Annotated in this window: 9 protein-coding genes; 4 read left to right on the top strand and 5 right to left on the bottom strand. The window is 68.3% G+C overall.

Annotated features, from left to right (window positions below):
• The first annotated feature begins 200 nt into the window (after positions 1 to 200).
• The 4 genes from gltB to AC6R2M_RS14310 are packed head-to-tail and all read left to right on the top strand — an operon-like array spanning position 201 to position 7,113.
• Complete coding sequence (gene gltB / locus AC6R2M_RS14325) at positions 201 to 4,910, top strand: glutamate synthase large subunit (protein WP_500483252.1); 4,710 nt, start codon at positions 201 to 203, stop codon at positions 4,908 to 4,910.
• The gene (locus AC6R2M_RS14320) at positions 4,911 to 5,237 is read left to right on the top strand and encodes an antitoxin (RefSeq protein WP_500483250.1); all 327 of its coding nucleotides are present in this window, start codon (positions 4,911 to 4,913) and stop codon (positions 5,235 to 5,237) included.
• Positions 5,234 to 5,635: a PIN domain-containing protein gene (locus AC6R2M_RS14315; RefSeq protein WP_500483248.1), complete on the top strand. Its 402-nt coding sequence runs from the start codon at positions 5,234 to 5,236 to the stop codon at positions 5,633 to 5,635. The genes AC6R2M_RS14320 and AC6R2M_RS14315 overlap by 4 nt, the downstream gene beginning before the upstream one ends.
• 23 nt (positions 5,636 to 5,658) lie before the next feature.
• Positions 5,659 to 7,113 (top strand): glutamate synthase subunit beta, encoded by a 1,455-nt coding sequence (locus AC6R2M_RS14310; RefSeq protein WP_500483247.1) that lies wholly within the window; start codon positions 5,659 to 5,661, stop codon positions 7,111 to 7,113.
• Positions 7,114 to 7,149: 36 nt separating this feature from the next.
• On the opposite strand, the gene edd is transcribed toward AC6R2M_RS14310, so the two are convergent.
• The 5 genes from edd to AC6R2M_RS14285 form a co-directional block, all read right to left on the bottom strand.
• A complete protein-coding gene (gene edd / locus AC6R2M_RS14305) occupies positions 7,150 to 8,964 on the bottom strand; it encodes a phosphogluconate dehydratase (RefSeq protein WP_500483245.1) in 1,815 nt (604 codons plus the stop codon).
• Positions 8,939 to 9,703, bottom strand: coding sequence for a 6-phosphogluconolactonase (gene pgl, locus AC6R2M_RS14300; protein ID WP_500483243.1), 765 nt, complete (start codon positions 9,701 to 9,703; stop codon positions 8,939 to 8,941). The genes edd and pgl overlap by 26 nt, the downstream gene beginning before the upstream one ends.
• Positions 9,700 to 11,178: a glucose-6-phosphate dehydrogenase gene (zwf, locus tag AC6R2M_RS14295; RefSeq protein ID WP_500483241.1), complete on the bottom strand. Its 1,479-nt coding sequence runs from the start codon at positions 11,176 to 11,178 to the stop codon at positions 9,700 to 9,702. The genes pgl and zwf overlap by 4 nt, the downstream gene beginning before the upstream one ends.
• Positions 11,179 to 11,277: 99 nt before the next feature.
• Positions 11,278 to 13,881, bottom strand: a complete 2,604-nt coding sequence (locus tag AC6R2M_RS14290; protein ID WP_500483239.1) for an HWE histidine kinase domain-containing protein — start codon at positions 13,879 to 13,881, stop codon at positions 11,278 to 11,280.
• The gene (locus tag AC6R2M_RS14285) at positions 13,878 to 14,477 is read right to left on the bottom strand and encodes a biliverdin-producing heme oxygenase (protein ID WP_500483237.1); all 600 of its coding nucleotides are present in this window, start codon (positions 14,475 to 14,477) and stop codon (positions 13,878 to 13,880) included. Before AC6R2M_RS14285 ends, AC6R2M_RS14290 begins: the two co-directional genes overlap by 4 nt.
• Positions 14,478 to 14,525 lie beyond the last annotated feature (48 nt).

Genomic DNA, 14,525 nt, shown 5'->3' with positions numbered 1-14,525 from the left:
ATCACTGCCGTAATATTCGCTTGCGCCATCGCCGCGCGGCGGAGAAAAACGGGCGGATGCCGCCGGGGAGGGCGGCGGTGCCGCGGACGGCTCGTCGACAGCGAGCCTCGAGGGTCCGCGTCGCGCCATCCGGGAAGACGACACGATTGAACGCGCCGCGCGGGCCTTGCGCCTGCCGGTGAACGGACGGAGACGCAGCGATGACGATGACGCCATCCCGTGACGGGCAGCTGGCCTTGGCCGAGGCGACGACCGCGTCCGTGAAAGCGCGCACCAATCCGGGCCGCGTCGGTCTCTACGATCCGAGCAAGGAGCACGACGCCTGCGGCGTCGGCTTCATCGCGCACATGAAGAACGAGAAGTCCCACTCGATCGTCGAGAAGGGTCTGAAGATTCTCGAGAACCTCACCCATCGCGGCGCGGTGGGCGCCGATCCGCTGATGGGCGACGGGGCGGGGCTGCTCGTCCAGATTCCGCACCGCTTCTTCAAGGATGAGATGGGGGCGCAGGGCGTCGAGCTGCCCGAGCCCGGCCATTACGGCGTCGGTTTCGTCTTCATGCCGCAGGACGAGGCGCGCCGTCTCCATTTCAAGGAGCTGTTCGAGCAGGCCGCCGTCGAGGAAGGGTGCCACGTTCTCGGCTGGCGCGAGGTGCCGGTCGACAATTCCTCGCTCTCCAAGGCGCCGGAGATCGCCGCGACCGAGCCCGTCCACCGGCAGGTCTTCATTCAGCGGCCGAGCTCCTGCGCCAGCGACGCGGCCTTCGAGCGCAAGCTCTACATCATCCGCAAGGTCGTCTCGAACCGCGTCTATCAGGAGGCGCAGTCGGTCGACACGGACTTCTACGTCGTCTCGCTCTCCTGCCGGACGATCGTCTACAAGGGCATGTTCCTGGCCTATCAGGTCGGCGCCTACTACGCGGATCTGAAGGACCCGCGTTTCGAAAGCGCGCTCGCCCTCGTCCACCAGCGCTTCTCGACCAACACCTTCCCGTCCTGGCGCCTCGCGCACCCGTACCGGATGGTCGCGCATAACGGCGAGATCAACACGCTTCGGGGCAACGTCAACTGGATGGCGGCCCGTCAGGCCTCGGTCGATTCCGAGCTCTTCGGCAACGACATCGGCAAGCTCTGGCCGATCTCCTACGAGGGCCAGTCCGACACCGCCTGCTTCGACAACGCGCTCGAATTCCTGACGCAGGGCGGCTACCCGCTGTCCCACGCGATGATGATGCTGATCCCGGAGGCCTGGGCCGGCAACAAGCAGATGAACGAGGAACGCCGGGCGTTCTACGAGTATCACGCCGCCCTGATGGAGCCGTGGGACGGGCCGGCCTCCGTCTGCTTCACGGACGGCGTCCAGATCGGCGCGACGCTCGACCGCAACGGCCTTCGCCCGGCGCGCTACGTCGTGACCGACGACGACCTCGTCATCCTCGCCTCCGAGGCGGGCACGCTGGAGGTCGCCGAGGAGCGGATCGTCCAGAAGTGGCGGCTCCAGCCGGGCCGCATGCTTCTGATCGACCTCGAGAAGGGCCGCATCGTCTCTGACGAGGAGGTCAAGACCGAGATCGCGAGCGCTCATCCCTATCGCGACTGGCTGAAGTCCACCCAGCTCATCCTGGAGGACCTCAAGCCCGTGGCGCCCCGCGCCTCGCGCTCGGACGTCTCGCTGCTCGATCGCCAGCAGGTCTTCGGCTACACCCAGGAGGATCTGAAGCTCCTGATGGCGCCGATGGCGGTGACGGGGCAGGAGGGGATCGGCTCGATGGGCACGGACACGCCCATCTCCGCCATGAGCGAGAAGTCCAAGCTCCTCTACACCTATTTCAAGCAGAACTTCGCGCAGGTCACCAACCCGCCGATCGATCCGATCCGCGAAGAGCTGGTGATGAGCCTCGTCTCCTTCATCGGCCCGCGCCCGAACATCTTCGACCTGGAGGGTAGCTCGCGCCGCAAGCGGCTGGAGGTGCGCCAGCCGATTCTGACCAACGGCGATCTGGAGAAGATCCGCACGATCGGCCACACCGAGGACCGGTTCGACACCAAGACGATCGACACGACCTATCCGGCCGAGCAGGGCGCCGCGGGTATGGCGGGCGCCGTCGACCGGCTGTGCGAGCGCTCGGAGGCGGCCGTCGTCGGCGGCTACAACATCATCATCCTGTCCGACCGGCAGATGGGGCCGGACCGCATCCCGATCCCGGCGCTGCTGGCGGTCGCGGCGGTCCACCATCACCTGATCCGCAAGGGGCTGCGCACGGCCGTCGGCCTCGTCGTGGAATCGGGCGAGCCGCGCGAGGTGCATCACTTCGCGTGCCTGGCCGGTTACGGCGCGGAGGCGATCAACCCCTATCTCGCCTTCGACACGCTCCTCGACATGCACCGCCGCAAGGAGTTCCCGCCCGAGGTCTCGGCCGACGAGGTGGTCTACCGCTTCATCAAGTCGGTGGGTAAGGGCCTGCTCAAGGTCATGTCCAAGATGGGCATCTCGACCTACCAGTCCTATTGCGGCGCGCAGATCTTCGACGCGGTGGGCCTGCGGCAGGAGTTCGTCGACCGCTTCTTCTTCGGCACGGCGACGACCATCGAGGGCGTCGGCCAGGAGGAGGTCGCGCGCGAGAGCGCCGAGCGCCACGCGCTGGCCTTCTCCGACGATCCGGTGCTGGCGCGCTCGCTGGAGGTCGGCGGCGAATACGCCTACCGCATCCGCGGCGAGGCGCACATCTGGTCGCCGGATGCGGTGGCCACGCTCCAGCACGCGGTGCGCCTGGAAAGCTACGACAAGTACAAGGAGTATGCCGCGCTCGTGAACCAGAGCGCGGTGGAGTCCTCGGCGATCCGCGGCCTCTTCCGCATCCGCATGGCGGAGGAGGTGGGCCTGCGTCCGGTGCCGATCGAGGAGGTCGAGCCGGCCAAGGAGATCGTCAAGCGCTTCGCGACCGGCGCCATGTCCTTCGGCTCGATCAGCCGGGAGGCGCATTCGACGCTCGCCATCGCCATGAACCGGATCGGCGGCAAGTCGAACACGGGCGAGGGCGGCGAGGAGCCGGACCGGTACCAGCTTCTGCACGACGGTTCGCCGAACCCCGAGCGCTCCGCGATCAAGCAGATCGCGAGCGGCCGCTTCGGCGTGACGACGGACTATCTCGTCAACGCCGACATGCTGCAGATCAAGGTCGCGCAGGGCGCCAAGCCCGGCGAGGGCGGTCAGCTGCCCGGCCACAAGGTGGATGCGACGATCGCCAAGACGCGGCACTCGACGCCGGGCGTCGGCCTCATCTCGCCGCCGCCGCATCACGACATCTATTCGATCGAGGATCTGGCGCAGCTCATCTACGATCTGAAGAACGTCAATCCGGCGGCCGACATCTCGGTCAAGCTCGTCTCGGAGGTCGGCGTCGGCACGGTCGCGGCGGGCGTGGCCAAGGCGCGCGCCGACCACATCATCGTCGCCGGCTATGACGGCGGCACGGGCGCCTCGCCGCTCACCTCGATCAAGCATGCCGGCAGCCCCTGGGAGATGGGCCTGGCCGAGACGCAGCAGACGCTCGTCCTCAACGGCCTGCGCTCCCGGGTCTGCCTGCAGGTGGACGGCGGGCTTCGGTCGGGCCGCGACGTCATCATCGGCGCGCTGCTCGGGGCCGACGAGTTCGGCTTCTCGACCGGCCCGCTGATCGCCGCCGGCTGCATCATGATGCGCAAGTGCCACCTCAACACCTGCCCCGTCGGCGTCGCCACGCAGGACCCGGTGCTGCGCAAGCGCTTCAAGGGCACGCCCGAGCATGTCGTGAACTTCTTCTTCTACGTGGCCGAAGAGGTGCGCGAGCTGATGGCGGCGATGGGCGTTCGCACGCTCGCCGAGCTGACCGGCCGCTCCGAGCGCCTCGACAAGCGTCCGATGGTCGACCACTGGAAGGCCAAGGGTCTCGACTTCTCCAAGCTCTTCTACAAGCCGGACGCGCCCGCCGAGGCGTTTCTCTGGACCCAGCGCCAGGAGCACCCGATCGAGGACGTTCTCGACCGCAAGCTGATCGCGGAGGCCGAGACGGCGCTCACTGCCCGCCAGCAGGTCTCGATCGAGACGGCGATCACCAACGTGGACCGTTCGGCCGGCGCGATGCTCTCCGGCGAGGTCGCCAAGCGCTTCGGCCTCAAGGGGCTCGCCGACGACACGATCCGCGTGAAGCTGACCGGCACCGCCGGCCAGAGCTTCGGCGCCTTCCTGACGCGGGGCGTCACCTTCGATCTCGTCGGCGACGGCAACGACTATGTCGGCAAGGGCCTCTCGGGCGGCAAGATCATCGTGCGCCCGCGCGAGGACACGCGCGTGGTTCCCGAGGAGTCGATCATCATCGGCAACACTGTGCTCTACGGCGCGATCTCCGGCGAATGCTACTTCCGGGGCGTGGCGGGCGAGCGTTTCGCCGTGCGCAACTCGGGCGCCGTCGCGGTGGTCGAGGGCGTCGGCGACCATGGCTGCGAGTACATGACGGGCGGCGTCGTCGTCATTCTCGGCCAGACGGGCCGGAACTTCGCGGCCGGCATGTCGGGCGGCGTCGCCTATGTCTACGACGAGAGCGGCGACTTCGCCGAGCGCTGCAACATGGCGATGGTCGAGCTGGAGCCCGTCCCGGAAGAGGACGAACTCCTGGAGAAGCGCTACCATTCGGGCGGCGACGTTCAGCACAAGGGCCGCGTCGACGTCTCGTCCGACATGACGCGCCACGACGACGAGCGTCTGAAGAGCCTCGTCCAGAACCATGCCGACTACACCGGCTCGGGGCTGGCCAAGCGCATGCTGGCGGATTGGGAGAGCTACCGTCCGAAATTCGTGAAGGTCATGCCGGTCGAGTACCGCCGTGCCCTTCTGGAGATGGAGCGCATGCGCATGGGGGTCGCGGCGGAGTGATTGAGTCCCGCCACTCTCTGCGATATGCTGTGGCATATGACAAAGTTGGGCGGGATCATGCGGAACGAAGTTTCCACGGAAAGAGAGATCAGCGTCTTCCGCAACGGGCGCAGCCAGGCGGTTCGGATACCGAAGGAGTTCGAATTCTCGACGGAGCGCGTCGTGGTCTCGCGTCAGGCGGACGGATCGCTGAATCTCCGCCCGAAGGCACGCGAAATGTCTCTGGTGGACGTGCTCGACTGGCTGCGTGACCAGGGGCCGATGGAAGACTTCCCGGGCGACCCGGATGACGAAGGTCTCCTGCCGCTCGACGATGTCGAACTGTGACGCGCTTCCTTCTGGATACGAACATCATCTCCGATGTGTTCAAGAACCCGGAGGGGCGCGCGGTAGCGGGTCTGAGGGCGAATCGGAACGGGGAGATCGGCACCAGCCTCATCGTGGCCGGTGAGATTCGCTTCGGCCTCGTGAAGAACGGGAACATGCGAGGCCTCGAACGGCTGGAGATGTTCCTGGCGGCGATCACGGTCTGGCCTTTAGAGGGGGCTGTTGACGAGGCCTACGCCAAGGCCCGCCACGCCGCGGCTCGCGCGGGCGTCGGGATCGGCGCCAATGATTTGTGGATCGCCGCCCACGCGGCGGTTCTCGGTGCGACGCTGGTCACGGACGACCGGGCGTTTGGGGACATTCCGGGACTGACGGTCGAGAACTGGCTGCGTCCGTAGGCATCTGGAAGGGTAAGACTGACATGGGCAAGGTAACGGGCTTCCTCGAGATCGACCGGCAGACGGCGAAGTACCAGCCGGCGTCGGACCGCATCCGCCATTTCCGCGAGTTCACCCTGCCCATGTCGCAGGAGGAGGTGAGCCGGCAGGCGGCGCGCTGCATGGATTGCGGCATTCCCTATTGCCACGGCCCGACGGGCTGCCCGGTCCACAACCAGATCCCGGACTGGAACGACCTCGTCTATTCCGGCGACTGGGAGGGGGCGGTCCGCAACCTCCATTCCACGAACAACTTCCCGGAGTTCACCGGCCGCATCTGCCCCGCCCCTTGCGAGGAAGCCTGCACGCTGAATCTCGAGGACATGCCCGTCGCCATCAAGACGGTGGAACAGGCGATCGCCGACAAGGCCTACCAGCTCGGCCTCGTGAAGCCGCAGCCGGCGAAGATGCAGACCGGCAAGCGCGTCGCCATCATCGGCTCGGGCCCGGCCGGCATGGCCGCCGCCCAGCAGCTCGGCCGCGCGGGACATGCCGTCGATGTCTACGAGCGCGAGTCCCGCCCCGGCGGGCTGCTGCGCTACGGCATCCCGGACTTCAAGATGGAAAAGCACTGGATCGACAAGCGCGTCGAGCAGATGAAGGCCGAGGGCGTCTCCTTCCACTGCGGCGTGAATGTCGGGACCGACAAGCCGCTGGCCGAGCTGACGGCCGAGTACGACGCGGTCCTCTATTGCGGCGGCGCCGAGCGCCCGCGCGACGCCGGCATCCCGTCCGAAGGCTTCCACGGCATCCACGACGCGATGCCTTATCTCGTGCAGCAGAACCGCCGCGTCGGCGGCGAGCCGATCCAGTCGGCCGGCTGGGCCGCCGAGGAGATTTGGGCCGGCGGCAAGCACGTCGTCGTCGTGGGCGGCGGCGACACCGCGTCCGACTGCGTCGGCACCGCCTTCCGCCAAGGCGCGGTGAAGGTCACGCAGCTCGACATCCGCCCGCAGCCGCCCGTGCGCGAGAACAAGCTCGAGGTCTGGCCGTACTGGGCGACCAAGATGCGCACCTCCTCCAGCCAGGCCGAGGGCGCGATCCGCGAGTTCCAGGTCGCCACGCTCGCCTTCGTCGGCGAGGACGGCCAGCTCACCGGCGTGAAGTGCGCCGAGGTGGACGAGAAGCGGCGTCCGATCGAGGGCACCGAGTTCGTCATCAAGGCAGACCTCGCCTTCATCGCGATCGGCTTCGCGGGTCCGCTGGCGGACGGCTTCCTGACGGATGCGGGCGAGGCGCTGGCGCTGGAGACCGACCGTCGCGGCAACGTCTCGGTGAAGGCCGACGACAAGGGCTACCGCACGAGCGTGGACAAGCTCTTCGCGGCGGGCGACGTGCGGCGCGGGCAGTCGCTGGTCGTCTGGGCGATCCGCGAGGGGCGGCAGGCCGCGCGCGCGATCGATCTGGAGCTGATGGGCGTCACCACGCTCCCGCGCTGAGGGGAAAGGGGCGGCTTCGCGCCGCCCCGCTCGATCTCAGAAGACGCTCGCGCCCTCGTCGGCGCGGCCGACGGCATTGCGGAAGACGGCGAAGAGTTCGCGCCCGAGGCCGTACTCGTTGGCCGACAGATCGACCTCGGCGATGTCGCGCGCCGCGAACTCCGCCTCGTCCACCAGAACCCGAAGCTCCCCGAGCTCGCCGTCGAGGCGGATCATGTCGCCGTCGCGGATGCGGCCGATCGCGCCGCCGTCCTTGGCCTCCGGCGTCACGTGGATCGCCGCCGGCACCTTGCCGGAGGCGCCCGACATGCGCCCGTCGGTGACGAGCGCGACGCGCTGGCCCCGGTCCTGGAGAACGCCGAGCGAGGGCGTCAGCTTGTGCAGCTCCGGCATGCCGTTCGACTGCGGGCCCTGGAACCGCACGACGGCGACGAAGTCGCCGGTGAGCTCGCCGGCCTTGAAGGCCGCGATCAACGCGTTCTGGTCGTCGAAGACCTTGGCGGGGGCCTCGACCACGCGCCGGTCCGGCTTCACCGCCGAAACCTTGATGACCGCCTTGCCGAGATTGCCGTTGAGGACGCGCAGGCCGCCATTGGAGGAGAACGGCTTGTCGGCGGTCGTCAGAACCTTCTCGTCGCCGCTCGCCTCCGGCACGGGACGGCGGACGACGGTGCCGTCCTGCGCGAGGCCCGCCTCGACGGTGTAGCCGGACAGGCCCGTGCCCCAGGCGGTGCGCACGTCCTCGTGCAGGAGCCCGGCGGACAGAAGCTCGCGGATGAGGAAGCCCATTCCGCCGGCGGCCGCGAAATGGTTCACGTCGGCCAGACCGTTCGGATAGACGCGGGCCAGCAGGGGCGTCGCGTCCGAGAGGTCCGAAATGTCCTGCCAGGTGAGGCGGATGCCCGCCGCCTTGGCGATCGCGACGAGGTGCATCGCGTGGTTGGTCGAGCCGCCCGTCGCATGCAGGCCGACGACGCCGTTGACGACGGCCTTCTCGTCCACCACGAGCCCCGCCGGCGTGTATTCGTTGCCGAGCGCGGTGATCGAAAGGGCGCGCTGCGCGGCTTCGCGCGTCAGCGCCTCGCGCAAGGGGGTGCCCGGATTGACGAAGGAGGCGCCCGGCATGTGCAGCCCCATGATCTCCATCAGCATCTGGTTGGAGTTCGCGGTGCCGTAGAAGGTGCAGGTGCCGGGGCCGTGATAGCTCCTGGCCTCAGACTCCAGAAGCGCGTCGCGCCCGACCTTGCCCTCCGCGTAGAGCTGGCGCGTCTTGGCCTTCTCGTCGTTCGGCAGGCCGCTCGTCATCGGGCCGGCGGGCACGAAGATCGCGGGAAGATGGCCGAAGGTCAGCGCGGCGATGGCGAGTCCCGGCACGATCTTGTCGCAGATGCCGAGATAGACCGCCGCGTCGTACATGTCGTGGGAGAGGCCGACGGCGGCGGCCATCGCGATCACGTCGCGCGAGAACAGCGACAGCTCCATGCCGGTCTGCCCCTGCGTGACGCCGTCGCACATGGCCGGCACGCCGCTTGCGACCTGCGCCGTTCCGCCGATGGCGCGCGCCGCCTCGCGGATGATCTCCGGATAGGTCTCGTAGGGCTGGTGGGCCGACAGCATGTCGTTGTAGGCGGTGACGATGCCGAGATTGGGCGCCACGTCGCCGGCCAGCCGCGCCTTGTCCGTCGGCGCGCAGGCCGCGAAGCCGTGGGCGAGGTTGCCGCAGTCGAGGCGGTTGCGCTTCGGGCCTTCCGCGCCCTTGGCGGCGATGCGGGCGAGATAGGCTTCGCGGGTCACGCGCGAGCGTTCGCAGATGCGGTCGGTGACGTCAGCGATGCGGCGATCGACGCTCATGTGCAGTTCCTGTCCTCCTCGCCGTCCGGCGAATTCTACGGCGCCCAGAACACCTGCAGTGGCTGCTCCTCGGCGCGTTCAAGATGGCGCGGACCGGCAGGTCCTCGGCCGGGCCGGGCTCCAGCGCGCGCTCCAGGACCGCGCGCTTCTCCTCGCCTTCGATATGGAGCGCCAGAAGCCTGGCGTCGGCAAGCCACGGTAACGTCAGCGTGAGGCGGGGCTCGCCCGCGCCCGGCGCCTCGATGGCGATGATCGGCTCGGCCCCCTCCGGGTCGAGCGCCTCCGCCAGCCGGTCCGCGCCGGGGAAGAAGGAGGCCGTATGCCCGTCCGTCCCCATGCCGAGGATGGCGACGTCGAAGGGGCGAGGGAGGACGGCGAGGCGCGGCGCGATCCGGGGCGCGGCCTGCCGCGCGTCGAATCCGTCCTCGAAGAAGGGCTCCAGCCGGGCGAGCGCCGCCGGACCCCGCATCAGGTTCTGCCGGACCAGCGCGGCGTTGGAGCGCTCGTGGGTTTCGGGCACGTAGCGCTCATCGACGAGGACGATGGTCACGTGTTCCCAGTCGATCTGCGTCTGGGACAGAAGCTGGAACAGGCGCTTGGGCGTCGAGCCGCCGGAGACGGCGAGCGCGGCCTGGCCGCGCGTCGCGATCCCGCCGGCCAGCACCGCCGCCACGCCGGCGGCGAGCCCCTCGGCCAGGGCCTCGCGCGTCTCGTAGTCGTGCCGCTTGATCGTCATCATTCGGGCTCGTGCCAGGTGCGGCCGTCGCGCTCGATCAGCGCGATGGAGCCGGAGGGTCCCCAGGTTCCGGAGGTGTAGCCCTGCGGGCGCAGGGAAACCTCGTCCCATGCGGAGAGGATGGGATCGACCCATTCCCACGCCGCCTCGACCTCGTCCTTGCGCATGAACAGCGTCTGGTTGCCGCGCACGACGTCCATCAGCAGGCGCTCGTAGGCGTCCGGGTTTCGCACGCCGAAGCTCTCGGCGAAGCTCATGTCGAGCGGCACGTGGCGCAGACGCATGCCGCCGGGGCCCGGATCCTTGATCATCAGCCACTGCTTCACGCCCTCGTCGGGCTGGAGGCGCATGACGAGCTGGTTCTGGACGACGTGGCCGGCGGCATTGCCGAAGATCGAATGGGGGATCTTGCGGAAGGTGACGACGATCTCGCTCATGCGCTGCGTCAGGCGCTTGCCCGTGCGCAGATAGAAGGGCACGCCGGCCCAGCGCCAATTGGCGATCTCCGCCTTGATGGCGACGAAGGTCTCGGTGTCGCTGCTCTCCTCGCCCAGATCGTCGAGATAGCCCTTCACCGCCCCGCCGTTGGAGGCGCCGGCCCGGTACTGGCCGCGCACGGTCAGGTTCTCGACATTGGTGGCGTCGATGCGCTTGAGCGCCCGCAGAACCTTGAGCTTCTCGTCGCGCAGCGCGTCGGCCGAGAGGGCCGCGGGCGGCTCCAGCGCCACGAGGCACATCAGCTGGACGAGATGGTTCTGCACCATGTCGCGCAGCGCGCCCGCCTTGTCGTAATAGCCCGCGCGCCCCTCCAGTCCAACGCTTTCGGCGACGGTGATCTGGACATGGTCGATATAGGCCGAGTTCCAGACCGGCTCGTAGAGGACGTTGGCAAAGCGCAGCGCCATCAGGTTCTGCACCGTCTCCTTGCCGAGATAGTGGTCGATGCGGAAGACCTGATCCTCGCGGAAATGCTCGCCGATCACCGCGTTCAGCGCGCGCGCCGACTGGAGATCGCGGCCGACCGGCTTCTCGACGACGAGACGGGTGCTCTCGTTCGAAAGGCCCATCTCCTTGATGCGGCTGGCCAGATCGCCGAAGAGCCCGGGGCCGACCGCCAGATAGAAGGCGCGGATGCGCTCGTCTCCGGCCTCGTCGAGCAGCGACTTCAGCTCGTCCCAGCCGGCGTCCTCCCTGGCGTCGACCGTGCGGTAGTGGAGCCGGGAGAGGAAGCGATCGACGGCCTGGGTCTCCAGGTCGGACTGCGAGACATGGGTCTCGACGGCCTTGCGCGCGAAGGCGCGGTACTCCTCGGTCGTCAGCGGGGAGCGCGAGGCGCCGATGATGCGGGCGCCATCGGGGATCTGCCCGTCGCGGTCGCGGTGATAGAGGGCCGGGAGAAGCTTTCGCTCCGCCAGATCGCCGCTGCCGCCAAAGACGACGTAGTCGAAAAGCTCGACGGGGATGATCTGGCTGGACACGTCCACTCCTCGCTTCGATGGCGGCGATCCAAATCTAATCGATTGAAGGCCGGATTTAAAGTCCGGCCGTTCCGTCTTTCGCGCCAGCCGCGACCGGTGTCAGGACGAGCGTTCGCCCGCCCGCTTGGCGATCGCTTCCGAGAGGGCTCCGAGGAGCTGGTCGCTCGCGAAGGGCTTCTTGATCGCCCGCGCGCCCTGGATTTCGGCCGGAAACTCGATCTGCTCGCCGTAGCCGGTGACGAAGAAGAAGGGGATCTGCCGCGCGTTCAGGTCCCGAACGAGGGGGAAGCTGGTCTCGCGGCCGAGATTGACGTCGAGCATCGCCACGTCGAGCGCCTCGCGCTCGATCACCTTGCGCGCTTCGCCGACGCTGGCCGCGACGAAGACCTCCGACATGCCGTTGTCGATCATCAGCTGCTCGGCATCGAGCGAGATGATCATGTTGTCCTCCACGATCAGCCCGCGAACGCCGGAGAGCGAGCCGGGCTTCAAGGCGGGCGTCGCGCGCGGAAGAGCGGCGGAGGTGGGACCCTCGTGGCGGACCGCGGTGCGGTCGAGATGGAACACGCGGGCCGGGAGGACGAAGGTCGCCTCCAGCCCGGCCAGCTTGTAGTCCAGCCGGGCCTCGCCACCCAGATCGTGCGGGATCGAGCGTTCGATGATGGTCGAGCCGAAGCCGCGCCGTGTCGGCGCCATGACGGCGGGACCGCCCCGCTCGGCCCATTCGATCCGGCAGGTTCCGTCCGCCTCGACGGTCCAGTCCACCGTGACGCTGCCCGAGGAGTCCGACAGCGCGCCGTATTTGGCCGAATTCGTCACCATCTCGTGGAAGACGAGGGCGAGGGTGGAGAAGGCGCTGACCTCGATCTTCACCTCGGGGCCCTGCACGATCACGCGCGCGGCCTTTTCGCCGATATAGGCGGAGACCTCGGTCTGGATGATGTCGCGCAGCGCCACCGGGTGGAAGTTCTCGCTGGTGATCTGGTCGTGCGCGCGCGCCAGCGCCTGCACGCGACCCCCGATGATGCGGGCGAGATCGTCCACGTCCTTCGCGCCCGGCTTGGACTGGGCGACGAGGCCGCGGATCAGGCCGAGAATGTTGCGAACCCGGTGGTTCAGCTCGGCGATCAGCAGCTCCTGGCGCTGATTGGCGAGGGTCTGCTGGCGCTCGCTCTCCTCGTTGAAGCGCAGGAGCACTTCCAGGATGGAGACGCGCAGCGCCTCGGCCGCGCGCCGGTCGGCGTCGCTCCAGGGCTGGGAGTGGCCGCGAACGTCCTCCTGCCAGGTCTCGAAGCTCTTGCGCGGCGTCAGGCGCAGGCCGTTCGGTCCGACGCTGCGCTCCTTGGTGTGCGGGTCGCCCGCCCAGGAGACCGTCTTCACGATCTCGCGGCGGAAGAAGAGGATGTAGTCGCGCGGGCTGCGCGAGATCGGCACGGCGAGAACGCCCGCCAGATCGCCGTCGAACTCGGCCGCCGGCGGAAACACCTTCGACAGTTCGCTCGTGGCGTAGACGCGGCTGGCGCCCGCCCGGTTCAGGAACTTCGCCAGCTCGACCAGCTCGTCGACGCCGGGGCAGTTGCCGAAGATGCTCGCCTTGCCCTTGGCCCAGACGGCGAAGCCGTCGCAGGCGATGATCTCGCGCAGCTCGTCGGCGAAGTCGGCCAGCGATTCCACCGAGCGCGTCGTCGCGATGATGCGGGAGACGAACTGGTCGTGCAGCTTGCGCGCCACCTCCTCGGCCCGGCGCTCCTCCTTGGCCAGCCGGCCCTCGACGATGAGCGAGAGCATCTGCCCGAAGAGCTCGATCGCCGAGCGCAGCTCCATCGGAAGGTGGCGCGGCGCGTAATGGTGGAGGGCGAAGAGGCCCCACAGCCGCCCGTCGATGACGATGGAGACGGACATGGAGGCCGAGACGCCCATGTTCGCCAGATATTCGATGTGGATGGGCGAGACCGAGCGCAGGGTCGAGAGCGACAGGTCCAGCGGCTCGCCATGGGGGTCGAGCGCGGGCTCCACCGCGACCGGAACGCCGCCGACATCGGAGATGATGCGAATCTGGTTGCGGATGTAGAGCGCGCGGGCCTGGGCCGGAATGTCGCTTGCCGGATAGTTCAGTCCGAGAAAGGAGCCGATGCCGCTGCGTGCGGATTCCGCGATGACGGCGCCCGAATCCTTGTCGTTGAAGCGGTAGAGCATGACCCGGTCGAAGCCGGTGATGCCGCGCAGCTGCCGCACCGACTCCCGGAACAGCGCATCGAGATCGGCGGTCTTCTGGACCCGCGCGATCATCGTCTTCAGGAGCGCGCCCTGGTTCACGCCCTCCTCGACCGAGGAGGGCTCGGCCTCGATGACGATCGACTTGTCGGACAGGTGGACGGCGACGTCGAAGAGCCGCCCGTCGCCGAACAGGTCGTTGCGGAAGAGCCGTTCCATTCCCTCGTTGGAGGACAGAATCTGTAGACGGCCACGGATCGAGTGGATAGTGTTCTCGGGGAAGAGAAAGGTCAGCGGCTCGCCGGGCAGGTGTCCGGCATCGCGATCGACGAAGCGTCCGATGTTGAGGGAGACGCGCTCGATCAGCCAGTCGGACGAGACGGCGACGAGGAAGCCGACATCCTGGATTCGCCCCAGAAGGTGGATCGGCTCGCGGTCGCAATTGGTCAGATCGACCTGGAAATCGCCGGGGTTCGAGTAGTTCGTCATGCCTGTGCCCCCGCGAGCCGGGCGGCCAGCGCGAATTGATCGAAGGTCGCCGCGGCGGCGTCGGACGCTCTGCCGAGGCCCTGATCGGTCCAGTCCAGCGTCGAGAGCCCGTCCAACAGCGTTGCGAATTCCTTCGGCGCGGCGCTGTCGGTCAGGAATTCGCGCGAACGCTCACCCTCGCCTGCCTTCGCGGCAGCTTCGAGGCGGCGCGCGATGAAGGTCGCGCCGAGGCGGGAGCCTTCCAGGACGTAGGCGATGCCGGCGGCCTGGTTGAGATCGGGTTCGGCCACGGCGAAGGGCGGCAGCGCGAGGGGCGTGAGAGACAGCCGCCGCATGTCCCGCTGGAGCGCATCGAGGCGGGTCGAGGCGGGCGCGAAGGAGACGATCGACGCGAGCGGGCTGGCCTGCAGGATCGGATCGATCTGCGCGTGGCAGGCATGGTTCATGCGCACGAAGGCGTCGTAGAGCGCGGTCTGCGCCGGATCGACGACGCGCACGAAGAGCGCGTCGAGCGCCGCATGGCGGTCCCGTGTCGACCAGCGCAACGTTTCGCGGAACGAGCGCCGGGCACCCGGGGTGACCTTCAAGACTTCCACGTCTGTCCTTCCGAACGCGTTCCGCCCCTTCGCCGAACCGCTCCGATT

It is taken from the genome of Aureimonas sp. CAS (assembly GCF_059838215.1).
The sequence above is the reverse complement of the archived record's forward strand: the minus strand, read 5'-3'. Positions and strand labels throughout refer to the sequence as shown.

Bases quoted from the DNA above. Each gene is read 5' to 3' on its own strand.
- gltB (WP_500483252.1), top strand. From the start codon at position 201: ATGACGATGACGCCATCCCGTGACGGGCAGCTGGCCTTGGCCGAGGCG.
- AC6R2M_RS14310 (WP_500483247.1), top strand. From the start codon at position 5,659: ATGGGCAAGGTAACGGGCTTCCTCGAGATCGACCGGCAGACGGCGAAG.
- edd (WP_500483245.1), bottom strand. From the start codon at position 8,964: ATGAGCGTCGATCGCCGCATCGCTGACGTCACCGACCGCATCTGCGAA.
- pgl (WP_500483243.1), bottom strand. From the start codon at position 9,703: ATGATGACGATCAAGCGGCACGACTACGAGACGCGCGAGGCCCTGGCC.
- AC6R2M_RS14290 (WP_500483239.1), bottom strand. From the start codon at position 13,881: ATGACGAACTACTCGAACCCCGGCGATTTCCAGGTCGATCTGACCAAT.